This is a genomic window from Myxococcales bacterium (assembly GCA_016703425.1).
GTDB lineage: Bacteria > Myxococcota_A > Polyangia > Polyangiales > Polyangiaceae > JADJCA01.
On sequence record JADJCA010000013.1, the window covers coordinates 128,728 to 143,850 of the forward strand.

At 69.8% G+C, this 15,123-nt stretch carries 11 protein-coding genes; 2 read left to right on the top strand and 9 right to left on the bottom strand.

Features of this window, described 5'->3' with window-relative positions; all coding sequences use genetic code 11:
• Nucleotides 1–8: 8 nt before the first annotated feature.
• From corA to IPG50_25555, 9 genes are all read right to left on the bottom strand, one after another.
• On the bottom strand, nt 9–971 hold the full coding sequence (gene corA, locus IPG50_25515; protein MBK6695543.1) for a magnesium/cobalt transporter CorA: 963 nt from the start codon (nt 969–971) through the stop codon (nt 9–11).
• Nucleotides 972–978: 7 nt separating this feature from the next.
• On the bottom strand, nt 979–3,162 hold the full coding sequence (locus IPG50_25520; GenBank protein MBK6695544.1) for a methyltransferase domain-containing protein: 2,184 nt from the start codon (nt 3,160–3,162) through the stop codon (nt 979–981).
• Complete coding sequence (gene psd / locus IPG50_25525; GenBank protein MBK6695545.1) at nt 3,159–4,031, bottom strand: phosphatidylserine decarboxylase; 873 nt, start codon at nt 4,029–4,031, stop codon at nt 3,159–3,161. The genes IPG50_25520 and psd overlap by 4 nt, the downstream gene beginning before the upstream one ends.
• Before the next feature lie 254 nt (nt 4,032–4,285).
• Nucleotides 4,286–5,821 carry a hypothetical protein gene (locus tag IPG50_25530; protein ID MBK6695546.1) on the bottom strand — a complete coding sequence of 512 codons (1,536 nt, stop codon included), beginning with the start codon at nt 5,819–5,821 and terminating at the stop codon, nt 4,286–4,288.
• Nucleotides 5,818–8,742, bottom strand: a complete 2,925-nt coding sequence (locus IPG50_25535) for a DUF4175 domain-containing protein (protein MBK6695547.1) — start codon at nt 8,740–8,742, stop codon at nt 5,818–5,820. Before IPG50_25535 ends, IPG50_25530 begins: the two co-directional genes overlap by 4 nt.
• Before the next feature lie 101 nt (nt 8,743–8,843).
• Nucleotides 8,844–10,370, bottom strand: coding sequence for a protein kinase (locus tag IPG50_25540; protein ID MBK6695548.1), 1,527 nt, complete (start codon nt 10,368–10,370; stop codon nt 8,844–8,846).
• A gap of 258 nt (nt 10,371–10,628) precedes the next feature.
• Nucleotides 10,629–11,744, bottom strand: coding sequence for a hypothetical protein (locus IPG50_25545; GenBank protein MBK6695549.1), 1,116 nt, complete (start codon nt 11,742–11,744; stop codon nt 10,629–10,631).
• Nucleotides 11,745–11,921: 177 nt separating this feature from the next.
• On the bottom strand, nt 11,922–12,896 hold the full coding sequence (locus tag IPG50_25550; protein ID MBK6695550.1) for a D-alanine--D-alanine ligase: 975 nt from the start codon (nt 12,894–12,896) through the stop codon (nt 11,922–11,924).
• Nucleotides 12,893–13,348: a dCMP deaminase family protein gene (locus IPG50_25555; GenBank protein ID MBK6695551.1), complete on the bottom strand. Its 456-nt coding sequence runs from the start codon at nt 13,346–13,348 to the stop codon at nt 12,893–12,895. Before IPG50_25555 ends, IPG50_25550 begins: the two co-directional genes overlap by 4 nt.
• A 111-nt stretch (nt 13,349–13,459) precedes the next feature.
• Between IPG50_25555 and IPG50_25560 the strand changes: the two genes are divergently transcribed.
• Both IPG50_25560 and IPG50_25565 read left to right on the top strand, forming a co-directional pair.
• Entirely contained in the window at nt 13,460–14,023 is a 564-nt protein-coding gene (locus IPG50_25560) for a hypothetical protein (protein MBK6695552.1), read from the top strand.
• Nucleotides 14,020–15,117, top strand: coding sequence for a hypothetical protein (locus IPG50_25565; protein MBK6695553.1), 1,098 nt, complete (start codon nt 14,020–14,022; stop codon nt 15,115–15,117). Before IPG50_25560 ends, IPG50_25565 begins: the two co-directional genes overlap by 4 nt.
• Nucleotides 15,118–15,123 lie beyond the last annotated feature (6 nt).

Below are 15,123 nucleotides of genomic sequence, written 5' to 3' on the forward strand. Positions count from 1 at the left end.
CTCGCTCCTTACAAAAGGCCCTTGCGCTTGAAGTAGAACACGATGGCGATGGCCACCGCTAACATGAGCGAGAGCGCGAACGGATAGCCGTTGGTCCACTTCAGCTCAGGCATGCGCTCGAAGTTCATTCCGTAGACACCCGCGATAAAGCTCAGCGGCAGCATGATCGTCGACATCAGCGTCAACGTCTTCATGACTTCGCCCATGCGGTTCGACTGCATGCTGAAGTAGGCGTCGAGGGCCGACGAGACTAGCTCGCGGTAACCGTCGACGATGTCGGTGACGCGGGCGAAGTGGTCGTAAACGTCGCGGTAGAAGGGCATCGCCGCCTTGGGAATCTCCGGGAACTCCCCCTTCGAGAGCCGCAGGAGGAGCTCGCGCTGGTGAAGGCTGTTGCGCCGCAGAATCTGGAGTGACCGCTTGAACGTCAAAATCCCTGTGAGAATGTCCTCGTTGTTTCCAGCGCCCTCGAGGACCTGCGCCTCGAGCGCCTCGAGTGCGACGTCCATTTCGTCGAGCACCGGCAGGTAGTGGTCGACGAGGTCGTCGACGATGGCGTGCATGAGCCAACCGGGCCCCCTGGCGAGCAGCGCCGGCGAGCGGCTCGCCTGTTCGAAGACCGACGCGATGGCTCGCGACCCGGTGTGGTGAGTCACGAGGAACTTCTTGCCGACGACGAAGTCGATCTCGCTGAGTTCGAGTTCGCGCGCGCTGGACCCGGCGCGGACGCCGTGCATCAGAACGAAGAGATAGTCGTCGTAGCGGTCGATCTTGGGGAGCGCGCGGTCGCCCCAGAGGTCTTCCACCACGAGCGGGTGGAGCTGGAAGACTTGGTCGAGGAGTCGATCGGTGTCCGGCGTTCGCTCCCCGGTGTCGACCCACAGCGCTTGGCCAGCCGCGAGGGCCGCGGCGACCTCCTCGACGTCGCTCGTGCGGCGAACGCGATCGCCATCGTGGATCAGCGCGTCCACAGTCGCTTCAACGCTTTTCGGCGAGGACCAAGACGCGGGGCGACTCGGCGCCAAAGAACACGCCCGGCGTGCTGACGCGGCCGCTCACCTCGGCCACCCGGAATCCGTGGTCGTGGAGCATCTTGCCGAGCTCATGGAGCGAGTAGATGCGGATCGAATATTCGATCTCACGCGAGCGACCGTCGTCCATCATCATCGTGCGCTTCACGCGCATGCGGCTCGTGATCCAGTCGATCTGCATCTCGTCCATGCACATGCAGCCGTCGCCCTCGAACCAGACGAGCGAGGGGGCCTGCAGGGCCGCGAAGTCGCGATTGACCACGTCGAGAACGAACTGACCACCCTTGCGGAGCGCGCGGTGAACGCGAGCGATGACCTGCGCGTTCTTCTCCTCCTCGAAGAAGCCGAAGCTCGTGTTCCAGCAGAAGATGCCGTCGAACATGTCCTCGAAGGTCATCTCGCGCATGTCGCCCTGCACGAAATTGAGCTTCTGGTCCCGCTCTTGCGCCTCTTCCGCCGCCTTCGCCAACATCGCCAGCGACAGGTCGAGTCCCACGACACGGTAGCCGCGGCGCGTCAGTTCGATGGAATGGCGCCCGGTGCCGCAAGCCATGTCGAGGATCATGGCGCCGCGAGCCACGCCAAGACTGTCCTCGATGAAGTCGATCTCGCGCGCGATCTGCGCATCGGTGATCTTCGCCATGGTGCGGATGAAGTCGTCGTTGAAGAGCTCCTCCCACCAGGGCCTGAGCCGCTTCGCGCGGCTCGCCGCGCTCTCGTTCATGGGCTGGGGCGCCAGCGGACTCGCGAGCGGTTCGACAAGAGCGGCCCGCGGCTCGACGACCGGCGAGGCGAGCGGTGCGGTGACTGGCAAGGCGATTCGCGGCTCCGACGCGGCAGCGGCGACCGGGGCCTTGACCTCTGCGGCCTTCGGCGTGTCGCCGACGCGCGTCTTGGGCGGGGGCACCGTCTCCACCGACAACATGTCGTCGGTGAGCACTTCGCTCTCGCTCGACGGTTCTGGCGGCGCGTCCTCGTCAACGGAGATGTCGATGCCGTCGCTGTCGGCGACCGTCATCGACGGGACCGGGGCGGCGGGCGGCGCGACGGGCGGCGGCGGGCCGGCCCGGAACTCGTCCGGAGGCGGGGCCGGCGCTACGTCGGTCGTGCGCGGCCTTGGCTCCGACGGCTCCAGCTCCTCTTCGACGATGGGAATGTTGTCGACAGAATCACGAGCCGGCTCGATGGCCGGCAGGTCGGTGAGGGTCGGCAGATCGTCGGGCGCTTCGAGGCTGCTGTCGGGGGGCGGGGGCGCCGGTGCGACCGACACGATGCGCGTAGGCTGGATCGGCGCGCCATCGATGGGCGTCGCGGAGTCCACGAGCTCCGTGGCGCTCATCACATCGGTGGGCACGGGCGCGTCTTTGGCACGGGGCACGTCGTTCGCGCGCGACACTAGATCGACGACGGGCGACTCGGCGACGGCCGGCACCGGTGCCGGGGGTGGCGGCGGCGCCGGCGGCGGTACGACCGGGAGCGGCGCGACCGGCCCGGGTCGCTCCGAGGCCACTTCGTTGGTAACGCTCGCACGCGGGCGCGGAGCTTGGGGCGGCTTGGGCGCCCCGTCCGGCCGCACCACCTCGGAGGAGACCGACGCCGCGCGGGCCCGCGCCGGCAGCGGCGGCGGCTCGAGCTGTGAGGACGCGCGGGGTCGCATGGGCGGCAGTCCGTCGGCGGCGTCGCGCGGCCGGACCGAAGTCGGCGCCGAGCCGCCCGGTGGGGCGAGCGCTGACCCATCGAGCTGAGACGGTCGCGGTGGCGGCCCCATCATCACCGGCGGCGTCGGCGCCGTGTCGTGCTCGATCTCACGAGGCGGCGGGGAGCTCCGCTGCTTCGTGACCCCCTCCTCGGAGCGCGCCGATGGCGGCGCAGGCCGACGCACCACCTCGTCGTCGGGTACGCGGAGCGAGATGCGGGCGCGCGGCTTCTTCGATTCGCGGACATCGGGCGGCGGAGGCGGCTCCGTCGCGACGCGGAGCGGTGTCGGCGCGGACGCGGCAGGCAACGCCGGCGCGCGCGCGCTGGCCGGGCGTTCGTCCGCCGTGTCGTCGAGATCCACATCGACCTCTTCGGCGAGCGCGTCGCCCGGCACGCGCGCCACACCAAAGCGATGGGACGCTTCGTCGCTCATCGCGCCTCCGTTGCGTCGCCGGGTCGCGCACGCGGCTCCCCTTGCCGGAGCAACGGATCACCGAGGCGCACGGCCCCTTCGCGGGAGAGCCAGGGGCCTTGGACGCCGCGCTCCATGAACATGACGACCGTCGAACCCAAGTGGAAGACCCCGACCTCATCGCCCCGGCTGACGGAGAGCGGGCTCGCCAATCGGTGTGTGCCTTCGGGAACGTCGCGCGCTGCGATGCCGCTGACGGTGACTCGCCCCACCACAATGGCCGCGACCATCACGAGCGTGACCCGCCCGAAGTCGCGACTGTCGATGGCGATGGCGACGCGGCGGTTGATGGCGAAGAGGTTCGGTACGTGCCGAATGCCAATGGCGTTGACGGGGAAATAGTCGCCGGCCATCGACCTCACTTCCGTCACGACGCCGGTCACCGGCGAATGCACGCGGTGATAGTCGCGCGGGGAGAGGTAGATGACGCAGGCCCGGCCCCCTCGATAGCGCTCGGCCTCGTCGTCGCTGCCGAGGAGCTCCGCGGCGCGGTAGGAGCGACCCTTCACCCAATACACGGCCGCCGCATCGACATCGCCGGGCGCATCGAGGCGTCCGTCCGCCGGGCTGATGATCGTGCGGTCGTCGCCGTGAAGCGGCCTCACCCCTTGCCGCAGGGGCCGCGTGAAAAACTCATCGAAGCTGCGCCAGTCGCCGCTGTGATCGCACTCCTCGAGCCTCACGTCGTAGGCCTTCGTGTAGAGGCCAACGACGGCCCGGCCTAGCGGCGCCGACCATTCATGCTCCGCGAGCCGCCCCATGACGCGACTCACCCCGGCCCTAGGCAAGACCCTGAGGATTTGGGCGGTGGCGAACGTCAAGGCGCTCATGGGGTGGTGCCCAGACGGGCGGCGGCGAAGGGGGCTCGGACGGACCACCACGCCAAGACGGCCAGGGCGGGTCCGTCGGAGGCCCCCCTCGAAGCGTGGTTGCGGGCACGAAAGCACGGGCCCGACGGCATCCGAGCAATCGTAACCGCCGGCGTTCGAAGCGGTCAAATGACCTCGGCTCGGCGGCGCCACGGTGGCAGAGCGACGGCGGCGCGATCTGCAAATTCAGCGGAAAAACTGGCAAAATGCGACGTTCAATCGCCCTGCGGTCCTCGACGGCGGGCGGCATCGCACAGTAGGCGCTTTTCAGGCCGAGGCAGCTCGACGCCCCCTTCGCAGGCCGCGTCGATGTCGATCGGATCTTGGGCCACGGCCTCGACAAACGCAGCGTCGGCGTCGCCCAGCACGCCTGAGCCGCGCAGGAGCGTGCCGCGGAGCGCCCACCAGGGACCGTACGAGGCGAGCAGCTCCTTGGGATCGCGGGTGACGGCCTCCGCCTCCTTCGACTGACCGAGGCCCGCGTGGGCCCTTCCCCAGAGCGTGCGCAGCACTGGATCGTCTTGCCCCGCAGCGGCCGGCAGCTTTCGAAGCTCCGCAAGCGCAGCGGCGGGATGCTCGCGACCGAGGAGGAGCTCAGCGAGGCGGGCCCGCTCGCGCAACTCGCTGAGGTTTGGGGGGGCCGCGCCAAGACCGAAGCCCGGCGGAATGGAGTCTTTCGGCTTGGCGGCAAGCCAGGTGCGCCACGTCCCATCCCAGGTCTTGAGATCGCGGCCGCTCGCGGCGACGAGCGCCTCATCGGCCCCCTTCGCGGTACGCAGCTCAGTCAAGAGCTTGGGGAGCACGTTCGGCGGCCCCGATTCGGCGAGGAAGCGGACGAAGCTCGTCACCTCGGCAAAGGCGACGAGGGCAGCGTCGGCGGTGGGCAACATGGCGATCGACGGGCCGAGCTTGTCGAGCGGCAAGTCGAGCTTGAGCTCCATCCCGCGGAGCACCAACGACTCGGGCGAAGGACGGTCGTCGAAGGGCCCCGGCGGACGCCAGCGAACCTCCTCGCGCTTCGCGAGCCCTTCTTGGAGCCACAAGGGTGCGCGGTCGAGCGAGGCCCGCGTGATGGCCATGTGCGTGAGCTCATGAGCCACCGTGTCGCGCCACGCGTAACCGTGAAGGCTCGCGCGGGGTGAGAGCAGCGTCACGCGGCCCCACTTGGCGACGCCGACGGTGCCCGTCGTGCGAGCAGCGTCGTACGGGAGACCGGTCATCGCGCTCAGCGACAAGAGATCACGCACGACGACGAAGCGCGTGGTCTTCGGCCACGTGACTCCGAGGTCGCGCGTGAGCGCCTCTCGGGCCGCAACAATGGTCTCCACGAGGACCGGCGTCAGGGCCCGATCTTCGTCGTCTTGATAGCGGATCTCGATGCCGCGAGCGTCGTCCCTCTCGATGTGCGTAGCCGCCGTCACGCGGGCGCAGCCGCCGCTGATTTCCGCGAGCGCCGCTCCCACTTCAAGCTTCTGCAGCTCCGGTCGCGCCAAGATTGCCAGCGCCGCATCGCAGTCGCCGTCGTAGATGGCGAGCCTCACGCGCTCGAGCGCCACCTCGATGCTCGTGGGCGCTGCCTTCGCCGCCACGTCGAGGAGGCGACGCGCGTCGTCGAGGTCGAGCCCCAACGTGAGGTCCCGGGCCTTGGCGCCCACGTCGAGCGGTCCGTCAGCGGAAGCCGGCAGCACGGCCGTTGCGCAGACGAACAGGCCGAGGGCCCCGAGAGACCGTAGTCGCGAGGAGCGGTTCATCGGAGCAACCCCTCGGCGTAGCGTCGCACGGCGTCTTTCAGGCGCCCCGCCGACGGCTGCCCGAGCCCTTGGATCACGCGCCGACGAAACTCCTCAGGCCCCTTGTGCGCGTCGGCTTTGGGAATATCGGCGTGGCCCATGTCGGTAGGTCCGTCGTCACCCCGCGGCGGATCCGACTGCCCTTCGTCGCCGAGCGCCTCACGGGCCGCCTCGAGCAAGCGCTGAGCCTCCGCCTGCTTTGAGACGCCTTTCTCCGCAGAGAGCTCCCGCAGCGCGCGGGCCGCATCCCGCGCGGCGCGCTCCGCGGACTCCAACGAATCCAGAGCCGGCGCCGGCAGCGCCCCCTTCTCCTTGCCACGCTCGGCGAGCTTGCCCATCCGTTCGGCGAGCTTCTGCTCCCCCTCGCCGCTCTGATGCAGTTGACCTGAAGCCCGCTCGGCGGCCCGCTTCTTCATGGCCTCGAGCTTCTCTTCGGTCCAACGGAGTTCGGGCTCGAGCTTCCTCTTGGCGTCGTCGATGCGCCGCTCCGCTTCCGCCTCGCCACCGAAACCGAAACGCGAGAAGCGATCGGAGCGAACCTGACGCCTCGCCTCTTCAAGGGCGGCGAGGCCGCTCTTGCCACTTTGCACCGCGTCGGCAGGGCTCCCCTGCTCGAGGGAGCGAGCCATTTGCTCGGCATGCTCGCGCGCCGCGGCGCCTTTGCTGGTCCACGAGTCGCTGCCTCCGCCGACGCTCGGAAGGCCCGCTGTCGCCTCGCGCACCGCCTCGGCGTGCTTCTTCGCCTCTTCCGCAAACGAGCGAAGCTCCTCCGGCGAGGCGCCGCTCACGGCCGCCTCGGTCTCGCCCTTCTGCTTGGCGTGATCGCCGATGAGCTGATCGAGATCGCGGGATGCTTCGTTGAAGGCCTGCTCCTCCTCGCTCATCTCGTCGCCTTCTCCCATGACGCCACGGGCGCCGCCCGATTCGCCGCCGGCGCGATGACCCGACCCCTGCGAGCCAAACGACGCATCAGGCTGCCTCAGGCGCGCGACGAGATCGCGCGCCGCGAGCTCGGAGTGCACGAGGTCTACGGCCTTGCGGCTGCGCTCGACGCGCACGAGCGCGGCATCCACCGCTCCGCCGATGTCTCGCCCCAAGGAGCCGAGGCGCTTCATGGCGGTCGCGCTCCCGGTGAGAATCGAGAGCGCCGCGTCGATGTGCTCGACGCGACGCGGGGAGGCCTTGGCCTTGCGAGCCTCCGACTGCGCGAGGAAGCCCAACTCGCTGGCGAGATCCTCCGCGACCTCGACGAGGCGCTTGGCGACGTCACGCGTGTCTTTGGCGCCGAAGCCGCGGAGCGCCGCGTCGACGACCAAGACGAAGCGCTCGTTCTGCTTCGTGAGCGCCGCAAGCGACGCCGCGCTTGGGGCGCGCGCGTGGGCCCGAACGGCGTCGTCGAGCTTCCGCGACTGCGCGCGAAACATCGCCTGGAGGCGCCCCGGGACACGAAGGCCCGCGTAGCTCGCGCCCAACACCGAGTCCATGAGGTCCATGTCGGCCTCGGCGCCCTGCACGAGCTCCGCGACGTAGTGCTTGCGCGGCTCACCGGCGGGGGGCACGGGCTTCTCCAGCCGCCACGCGAGTCGATCGACCAGGGCGTCGCGAAGCTTCTTGAGCGCCTCGACACGCCGCGCCTCCGGCTCGCCGACGCTCGGCGGCACCAGCGTGATCGCCGGGCTCGCTCCCCACTTCGGTCCGGTGACCGCGTCGTTGTCCTTGGCCTCCACCAAGATATCGACAGGGGCGTTGCTCTTCTTGATGAACGTGTCGGTGGCTCGGAGCACATGCCCGCCGCGATCCGACCTCGTCTCTCCGTCGAGCTTGGCGAGGACCCGCCGCTCCTCTCGGGAGCCGCTTCGCAGCACCAGATGAACCTCGCGCAGACCGTGGTCGTCGGTGACTTCGTAGCGAAGAGGAATTTCGGTTACCTCCACCTCGCCCGCGAGCGCGATCCGTTTGGGCGCCCCTTCGAGCTTCACGTCGGGAGCGCGGTCCGCGATGGAGACGACGGCCAGCGTCGACGCTTCTTCGATGATCACGTCACCAAAACGCGCGACCACACCGAGGTTCACGCTGTCGCCAAGAGCCCAGCGCGCGACGACCTTCCCGCTCCCGTCGTCGACGAAGGGAACCTCCGTGTGCCCATCGGTGAGGAGCAGCTGACGGCCACGATGCGTCGGCGCACCGCGCACCGTGAGCAGCGTGCCGCGCGGCAGCTCAACGCGCGCGGCCCTTACGCGTCCCTCGTCGAGATGGAGGTACTCGGGCGGCCGCGCGCGGACGTCCGTATCTTCGACCCACGTGCCCGTCAGCGGCGCCACGCCGCCGCGAGCGAAGAGGACGTTCGCACCTTCGATGATCGCAAAAGGATCGAGCGCCGTAACGACGAGCGCCGCGAGCCCGAGCGTCACGCCCGTGGCGAGCCACCGCGCCGCCGTTCGCTTCGCGCCACGCCTTAGCTGTTCGACGGAGACGTCTGATACGGACCGCTCGACGTGAAGCCTCGCCAGCGGCAACGAGGTCCCCGCCTGCCGCGCGTTTCCGCTTTCGTCAAAGAGCGTGAGCGCTCGCGAGAGGCGCCCCGCCACGTCGGGCTGCTCCACCGCGATGAGCTCGGAGACGACCCACTTCGTCGAACGCAGGCGGCGCTCGCGGCGCCGGCTCCACACGGCAGCGGCGCCGAAGGTGAGGATGACGCCGAGCACAGCGGCGATGCGGGAGCGGTCCGTTCCCTGGCGCCCCACCAGGCTCGCGGTGACGAGCGCGAGCGCGACGAGCGCCACGACGGCGCGGCGCGTCGGTGCGCGCACCACGCGCAGCCAAGCGTCGCGCATCGGCCGAAGCGGCTCGAAGACGTCAGCGCGGGCTTCGGGAGACGGCACGCCTCAAAATGTACCAGTCGCGTCGTCGATCGCCCAGCGACGCTGGCCGCTTCAGCCGCTTCAGCTGCTCTGGCGGTCGAGCGCGGCGCGGCCTTGGCGCGTCACTGCGGCTGCGGTGGCGGCGGAAAGGGCGGCAGCCCAAAGCCGCTCGGGATCGCCGGAAAGCCCGATGGCAAGGGAAACGCCGACGGCATCGGAAAGGGCAACGCCGTGGGAAAGCCCGAGGGAAAGGGTGGAAAAGGTGACGTGGGCGTCGTCGTCGTTGGCACGCTCGCTACAGGGCCCGCGTCGCCCGTGGGCGGCTTCGTCGAAGGCGCCGTCGGGAGCTTCTGCGTAGCGAGCGGCGGCGGAACTTGTCCCGACACGAGCGGCGGAAGAGCGGTGGCCGGCGTCAGCGTTGGCGCGGGTACGGTCTCGACGGGTGGGACCGGCGTGGCCGTCGTCGTTGGCGTGAAGATCGACGGCGCCGGCGGCGCGTCTTCGGCTTGGAGCATGAGAACCACCACGGCCCCCGCCGCGCCAAGGACGAGCGGCACGCCGATGACCCAAGGCAGCGCGCTTCGTTGACGACGCGCTGGCGCCTCCGCGTAGCTCGGCATGGAAGGTTGCGGCGCATGCGCGTAGGGCGTCGCGTACGGCGGCGGCACCGGAGAGTGCGCCGGCGCGACGTCGGGGGGCGCCGTTCTGAGGGCCGTTCCAGGACCCGACACGCCGGACGGTGCGGGACTCGCCAACGGACGCGCGAGCACCGTACCCGTCGCAAAGGCTGGTGAGGTGGCCAGCGACGGCGCGAGGGCGGCGAGGGCAGCGCTCATTTCCGCGACCGACGCGAAGCGCAGCTCGGGGCGCGCCGAGATGGCGCGATGAACGAGCCCCGCGAGTTCACCGGGCACGCCTGGCGCGGCGTGCACGAGCGGCACGATCTCGCCGCGATGCACCTTGGCCGCCACCGTCTGAGCGTCTTCGCCCGTCGCGGGCCTCGTGCCGGCGAGCATCTCGTAGAGCAAGACTCCCACCGCGTAGATGTCGGAGCGCGCGTCGGCGCGATCGGCGGAGAACGCTTGCTCCGGCGCCATGTATTCGGGCGTGCCCATGACGACACCGAAGGCCGTCAGGTTCTTCGCCGCAGGGTCGGCGCTTCGCAGCTTGGCGATGCCGAAGTCGATGAGCTTGACGACGGGGCCGGACGGTCCTGGCGTGAGGAAGATGTTGTCGGGTTTAAGGTCTCGATGCACCACGTTGAGACCGTGAGCGACCTCGAGCGCCTGCAAGATCTGGAGCGTGTAACCGATGGCTACCGCCGGCGTGAGGCGTCGCTCCCGATCGAGCGCGCGTGAGAGCGGCTCGCCGCCGAGCAGCTCCATCACGATGTACGCGGTGCCGTCGGGCGTTCGGTCGACGTCGAAGACCGACACGACGTGTGGGCTCTTGATTTGCGCCGCCACGTGGGCCTCCCGGAGGAAGCGGTCCACGAGGCCGGGGCGGCGAGCCAAGTCGGGATGGAGCACCTTGATCGCGAAGCTCGTGCCGAGGATCTCGTGGCGAGCCTCGTAGACGGTGCCCATGCCTCCGTCGCCCAACTGACGGACGAGGCGGTACTTGCCTGCGAGAAGCGCTCCCACCTCCATGATGGCTCGACTCTAGAGCGTATTTCACACCGACGCGACCGCCGAAATCGTGCTTGCCACGCTGGGCGAGCAAGCCCGATCTCGGCGGGACGGCACCGCTCCGTTCATCCGAGACTGTCCCAGGTCTCGAGCGCATTCACGTTGTGAAGTGCGCTCCCGAGCGTATTTCACACCGACGCGACCGCCGAAATCGTGCTTGCCACGCTGGGCGAGCAAGCCCGATCTCGGCGGGACGGCACCGCTCCGTTCGTTGAGCCGTCAGGCGGCCTGCGGAAGCTCGGGCGTCTCGCGCAAAAGAGTGCCGACGGTATCCGCGTCATCGATGGCTTGGAGCACCGGCTGAAGCGTACCGTCACTTTCGCCACCAAAGGCCCCGCTGGCCGCGAGCGCGCGCGCTTGCGGTCCGTCGAGCACGAGGAAGACGTCCCGCAGGCCACTCCAGCGCGGAACGAGACGGTTCGATGGCGCTGAGATCACGTACGCGATGCGGGAGCGGTCGAGCATGAGCTCTTCCCTGCCCCGCCGAATCAGAACGCGCCGGTCGGTCACGAAGTAGCGCGTCTCACGCGCCAGCTGCCTCGGCCGTAGCCCTGCGGCCCAACCGGTTCCAACTGCAACCACCGCCAAGAGGCCGATGCCGAGCCCGACCCCGGACACCAGGAGGAGCGCTTGCCCCACGGTGAGCGCGTGAAGTTCGAGCAGCCTCTCGAGCGCCGGTAGCGCTCGCCAGGCAGCGTGCGTCGCCGCTGCGCCGAGCACGAGAGCGGACAGCACGCCGGCGCTGCGGCGCACGGTCCATGCGGACTTCCGCGGGACTCCGCTCCAGAGGACGCGCTCGCCCGTGTCGAGCCGCTGCGCGAGCGGCCTCGCACCGGTGCCGAGGGGAGCGCTCGCATCGACACCTCGGATCAAGGACAGCACACGATCGGGCGCCGCCAGCCCTGAGAGTGTCAGGCGTAGCGTTCGTCGCAACGCGCCCGTCGGCACCGCGCGAACGAGCTCGAGATCACCGACTTGGCCCCCCGCATGCCATCGCACGAGGGCGTAGCTGATGGCGTCGCGCGAGATCGTTCGACGGAGTCGACCGCATCGCCAAATGACGTGCTTGTCGGTCACGAAGTATTCGAGCTTCTGCGTCACCAGCACCGGGAGCCGCCACGCCAAGAGCGCGAGTGTCGAACACCACGCCGACAGGATGAGGAGCCCGCCGGTTCGCACGTCGAGGGCCGTGGCCAGTGTGATGGCGAAGCACAGGCAAACGACGGCCACCACGACGGCGACCCCGGCGAGAAGGCGCAGCGACGGCGTGCGAACGATGGTGGCCGGCTTTCCCGACCACAAGATCGTTTCGTCGAAGAGCGAGTCGCGCGCCATGAGTCCTTGCCGTGAGCCGCGCAACGAGCGCGCGTCCTCTACCGTGGGACGCCGAAGCGGTCCTGTAAAGTCACCGTGAGCTCCCCGGACGACGAAGGCAACGACGTTGCCCTACACGCGTTGCTGCGCCAACCGCTGCGCGAGGGCCGCTTTGCGCTCAAACAAGAAACTTTGTGCTCAAACGGGAAAGGCCTTCGGGGCGTTCCGGGGCGTCGCCCCGCGCCGATGGGCGCGCTCCACGAGCTCGCCGCAGAGCCTCTCGAAGCCGATGCCAACGGCCGCTGCCTCCTCGGGAAATAGGCTCGTCGGCGTCAGCCCCGGCAGGGTGTTGACCTCCAGCAGCACGACCCGAGCGTCACCGACCACGAAGTCCGCCCGCGACAGATCGCGACAACCGAGGACACGGTGTGCCAGAAGGGCGACCTCCTCGACGCGAGCACGCTGCCCGTCGAGCTCGGCGGGGCAGACGTGCACGCTGCGACCCCGCGCATAGCGCGCCTCGTAGGAGTAGAACGCATCGCCGGGCGCACGGACCTCCGTAGGGGGCAAGGACCTCGCGGCGTCGCCCTGTTCGAGAACACCGCAGGTCACCTCGCGACCGCTCACGAACTCCTCGACGATGATATCGGCGGAGAGCGCGAAGGCCTGGCTCACGGCGGCGACCGCCGCTTCGCGGTCAGGGCGCTCGGGAAACCGACCGATGCCGATGGCCGAGCCGCTCTCCGCAGGCTTCACCACGAAGCCGGCGGGCAGCTCGTCGAAGATGCGCGCGACCACCGCGTCGTTCGCCTCCCCGCGCGAGGCGCAAAACCCGCGGGCGACCGGGAGGCCGGCGGCGACGAAGAGGCGCTTGGCCACCGCCTTGTTCATGGCGAGGGCGCTCGCGAGCACGCCGGACCCGACATAGGGCACAGCCATCACTTCGAGCAGCCCCTGCAGCGAGCCGTCTTCGCCCACGGCGCCATGCACCACCGGGAAGACCACATCGTAGCGTCCAACGCGCAGCGCCTCGGCGAGCGCCTGATCGAGCTCGAGGCACGTCACGCCGTGACCGCCAGCGCGCAGCGCCTCCGCAACGCCGCGCGCGGAGACACGACTGACCTCCGCCTCCGACGAGGGGCCACCTTGAACGACGGCGACGCGGAGGCTCATGTCGGAGACGCCTCGCCTTGTTTTGCCTTGCCCGAGAGGTCCACGAGCTCGATGCCGAGCGCCTGGGCCATCTCGAAGATCTTCGGATCGCGGTAGAACTCCCCGAAGACCACCCGCTGGATGCCCCCGTTGGCGATGAGGCGGAAGCAGCTCCAACAGGGCGAGGCGGTCACGTAGATCGTGCTCGCGTCGATGCGCGCGCCGTTGCGCGCCGCCTGAACGATGGCGTTCGCCTCTGCGTGCACCGTGCGAACGCAGTGGCCTTCCTCCATGAGGTGCCCCACATCGTCGCAGTGGGGAAGGCCGCGAATGGAGCCGTTGTACCCGGTGGCGAGAATGCACCGATCACGCACGATGACCGCGCCGACGTGCTTGCGATCGCAGGTTGCCCGCGACGACACCTCGCGTGCGATGTTCATGAAGTAGTCGTCCCAGGGAACTCGTCCGGACATGGCCATGGAATCTCACCGCTCCCGCCCAATGACAAGCGCCGCGGCGGGGGCTCGCCGGGACTTCGCGTGAATCGGATTGACGCAAGGGGGGCCGCACGGCATTCGTCGTGGGTGAAAATTCCCCGCGCGGCGGCGTCCGGCCTCCTGGCCCTGTCGATTTTCGGGCTCGTCGTGCACGCCGCCGGCGGAGCAAACGCAGCCCTCCCCGAGCCCGCCGCCGCGACCGACGCGACGAGAACCCTGGCGACGCTCAAGTCGCTAGAAGCTGACACGGAAACGACGGCGGCGACGGCCGACGCGCGCGCCCGCGCGCAGGCGGCGCTCGCCCGGGCCACCGAACTCAGGTCCGCCGGCGACGACTACCGGGCGCGCCTCACCGAGGGCCTCGCCGTGCGGCTCGCCGAGCTCGCAGGCGACGTAGCCCGCGCCGTTCGCTCCGAGCGGGCTGCCGCAACGGCGCTGCGCGGGGCCCAGGACGCCGGCGCGCAGCTCGACCGGGAACGGGCGCTGCTCGAAGAGGCGCTCGCGCAATCGGGCCGGCTCCGCGCGCAGCTCGAGGCCCTCACCGAGAAGCGGCCGCCGGACCGCGTGGGGCGCGAACCGACCGATGGCGGGGCGAAGGCGCCCAAGAAGGCCGCGTCACCAGCACGCGTGGCCGACGGAGGTGCGCCGTGAGGCGCGTCGCGTTGGGCGCTTGCGCCCTGCTCCTCGTCGCTTGCGGCGCAGGGCAACGCCCGGCGACGCCGGCCCTTGAGGCCGCCTCGCGACTTCGGCAGTCACCGGCGATCCGGGACGCGGAACGGGTGGCGCCCCAGCTCGTCGCGCTCGCCGACATCGAGCAGAAGAAGGCCGACGAAGCGGCCGGCGAAGGCGACCTCGCGAGCGCGGAGATCTACGCGGCCCGCGCCGCCGCCCTCCTCGACCGCGCCGTCGCGACTACGCGCCTGCTCCGCGCCGAGGCTCAGGAGCGCGAGGCTCGCGCGAAGGCCGAACACGCGGCGGCGGAGCTCAAGGAGCTCCTGCTGGAGCGCGCGGCGCGCGTTCGAGACAACACGGCCCTCGAAAAGAAGATCGCCATCGCGAAAGAGCTCGAACAACCCAAGGCGACGAGCCCCGCGGACCCAAAGCGCGAAGCGGCTCGCCGCGTGGCCGCCGACTCGCTGCGAACGGAGGCGCAGCTCCTTTGCGGCGCCGCGCGACTCCTCGCAAAGGCGGATGCGACGCCGGCCCTCGAAGCAGCGGAGAAGCTGCTCTCCGAGCCTCTGGCGAAGGAGGGCGGTCCCGCCATCGACCTCGCCACGCGGGCGCGCGCCGCCTGCCTCGACGCGTTGACCAAAGGTCGTCGCGGCACCAGCGCCGCTCCCGCCGAGCAGCCCGACGTGTTCCTCACGGAGCTCGGCGCCGCCGGCAGCGACGTCGTGCGCGACGAGCGCGGTGTTGTGGTGACGTTGCGCGAGGTCTTCGACTCGAAAGAGGCGCGGCTCACGCCGAGCGCCGACAAATCCCTCGCCGACTTGGGCCGCGTTTGGAAGACGCACCCGTCGTTCCGCATTCAAGTCGCCGTCCACGACGCCGCCAAGACGACGGACGCGAGCGGCGCTCGCGGAGCGCTCGTGGCGGCGGCGCTCGCCAAGGCCAGTGACTTTTCTGTGAACCAGGTCAACGTGGTGCACGCGGGCACGAAGCTTCCCGTGGTCGACCCGGCGAGCGCCAAGCTCCGACCGCGCAACGCGCGCGTGGAAGTGGTCTTTGTGGCGGCCGCCCCCTGAGCCGCT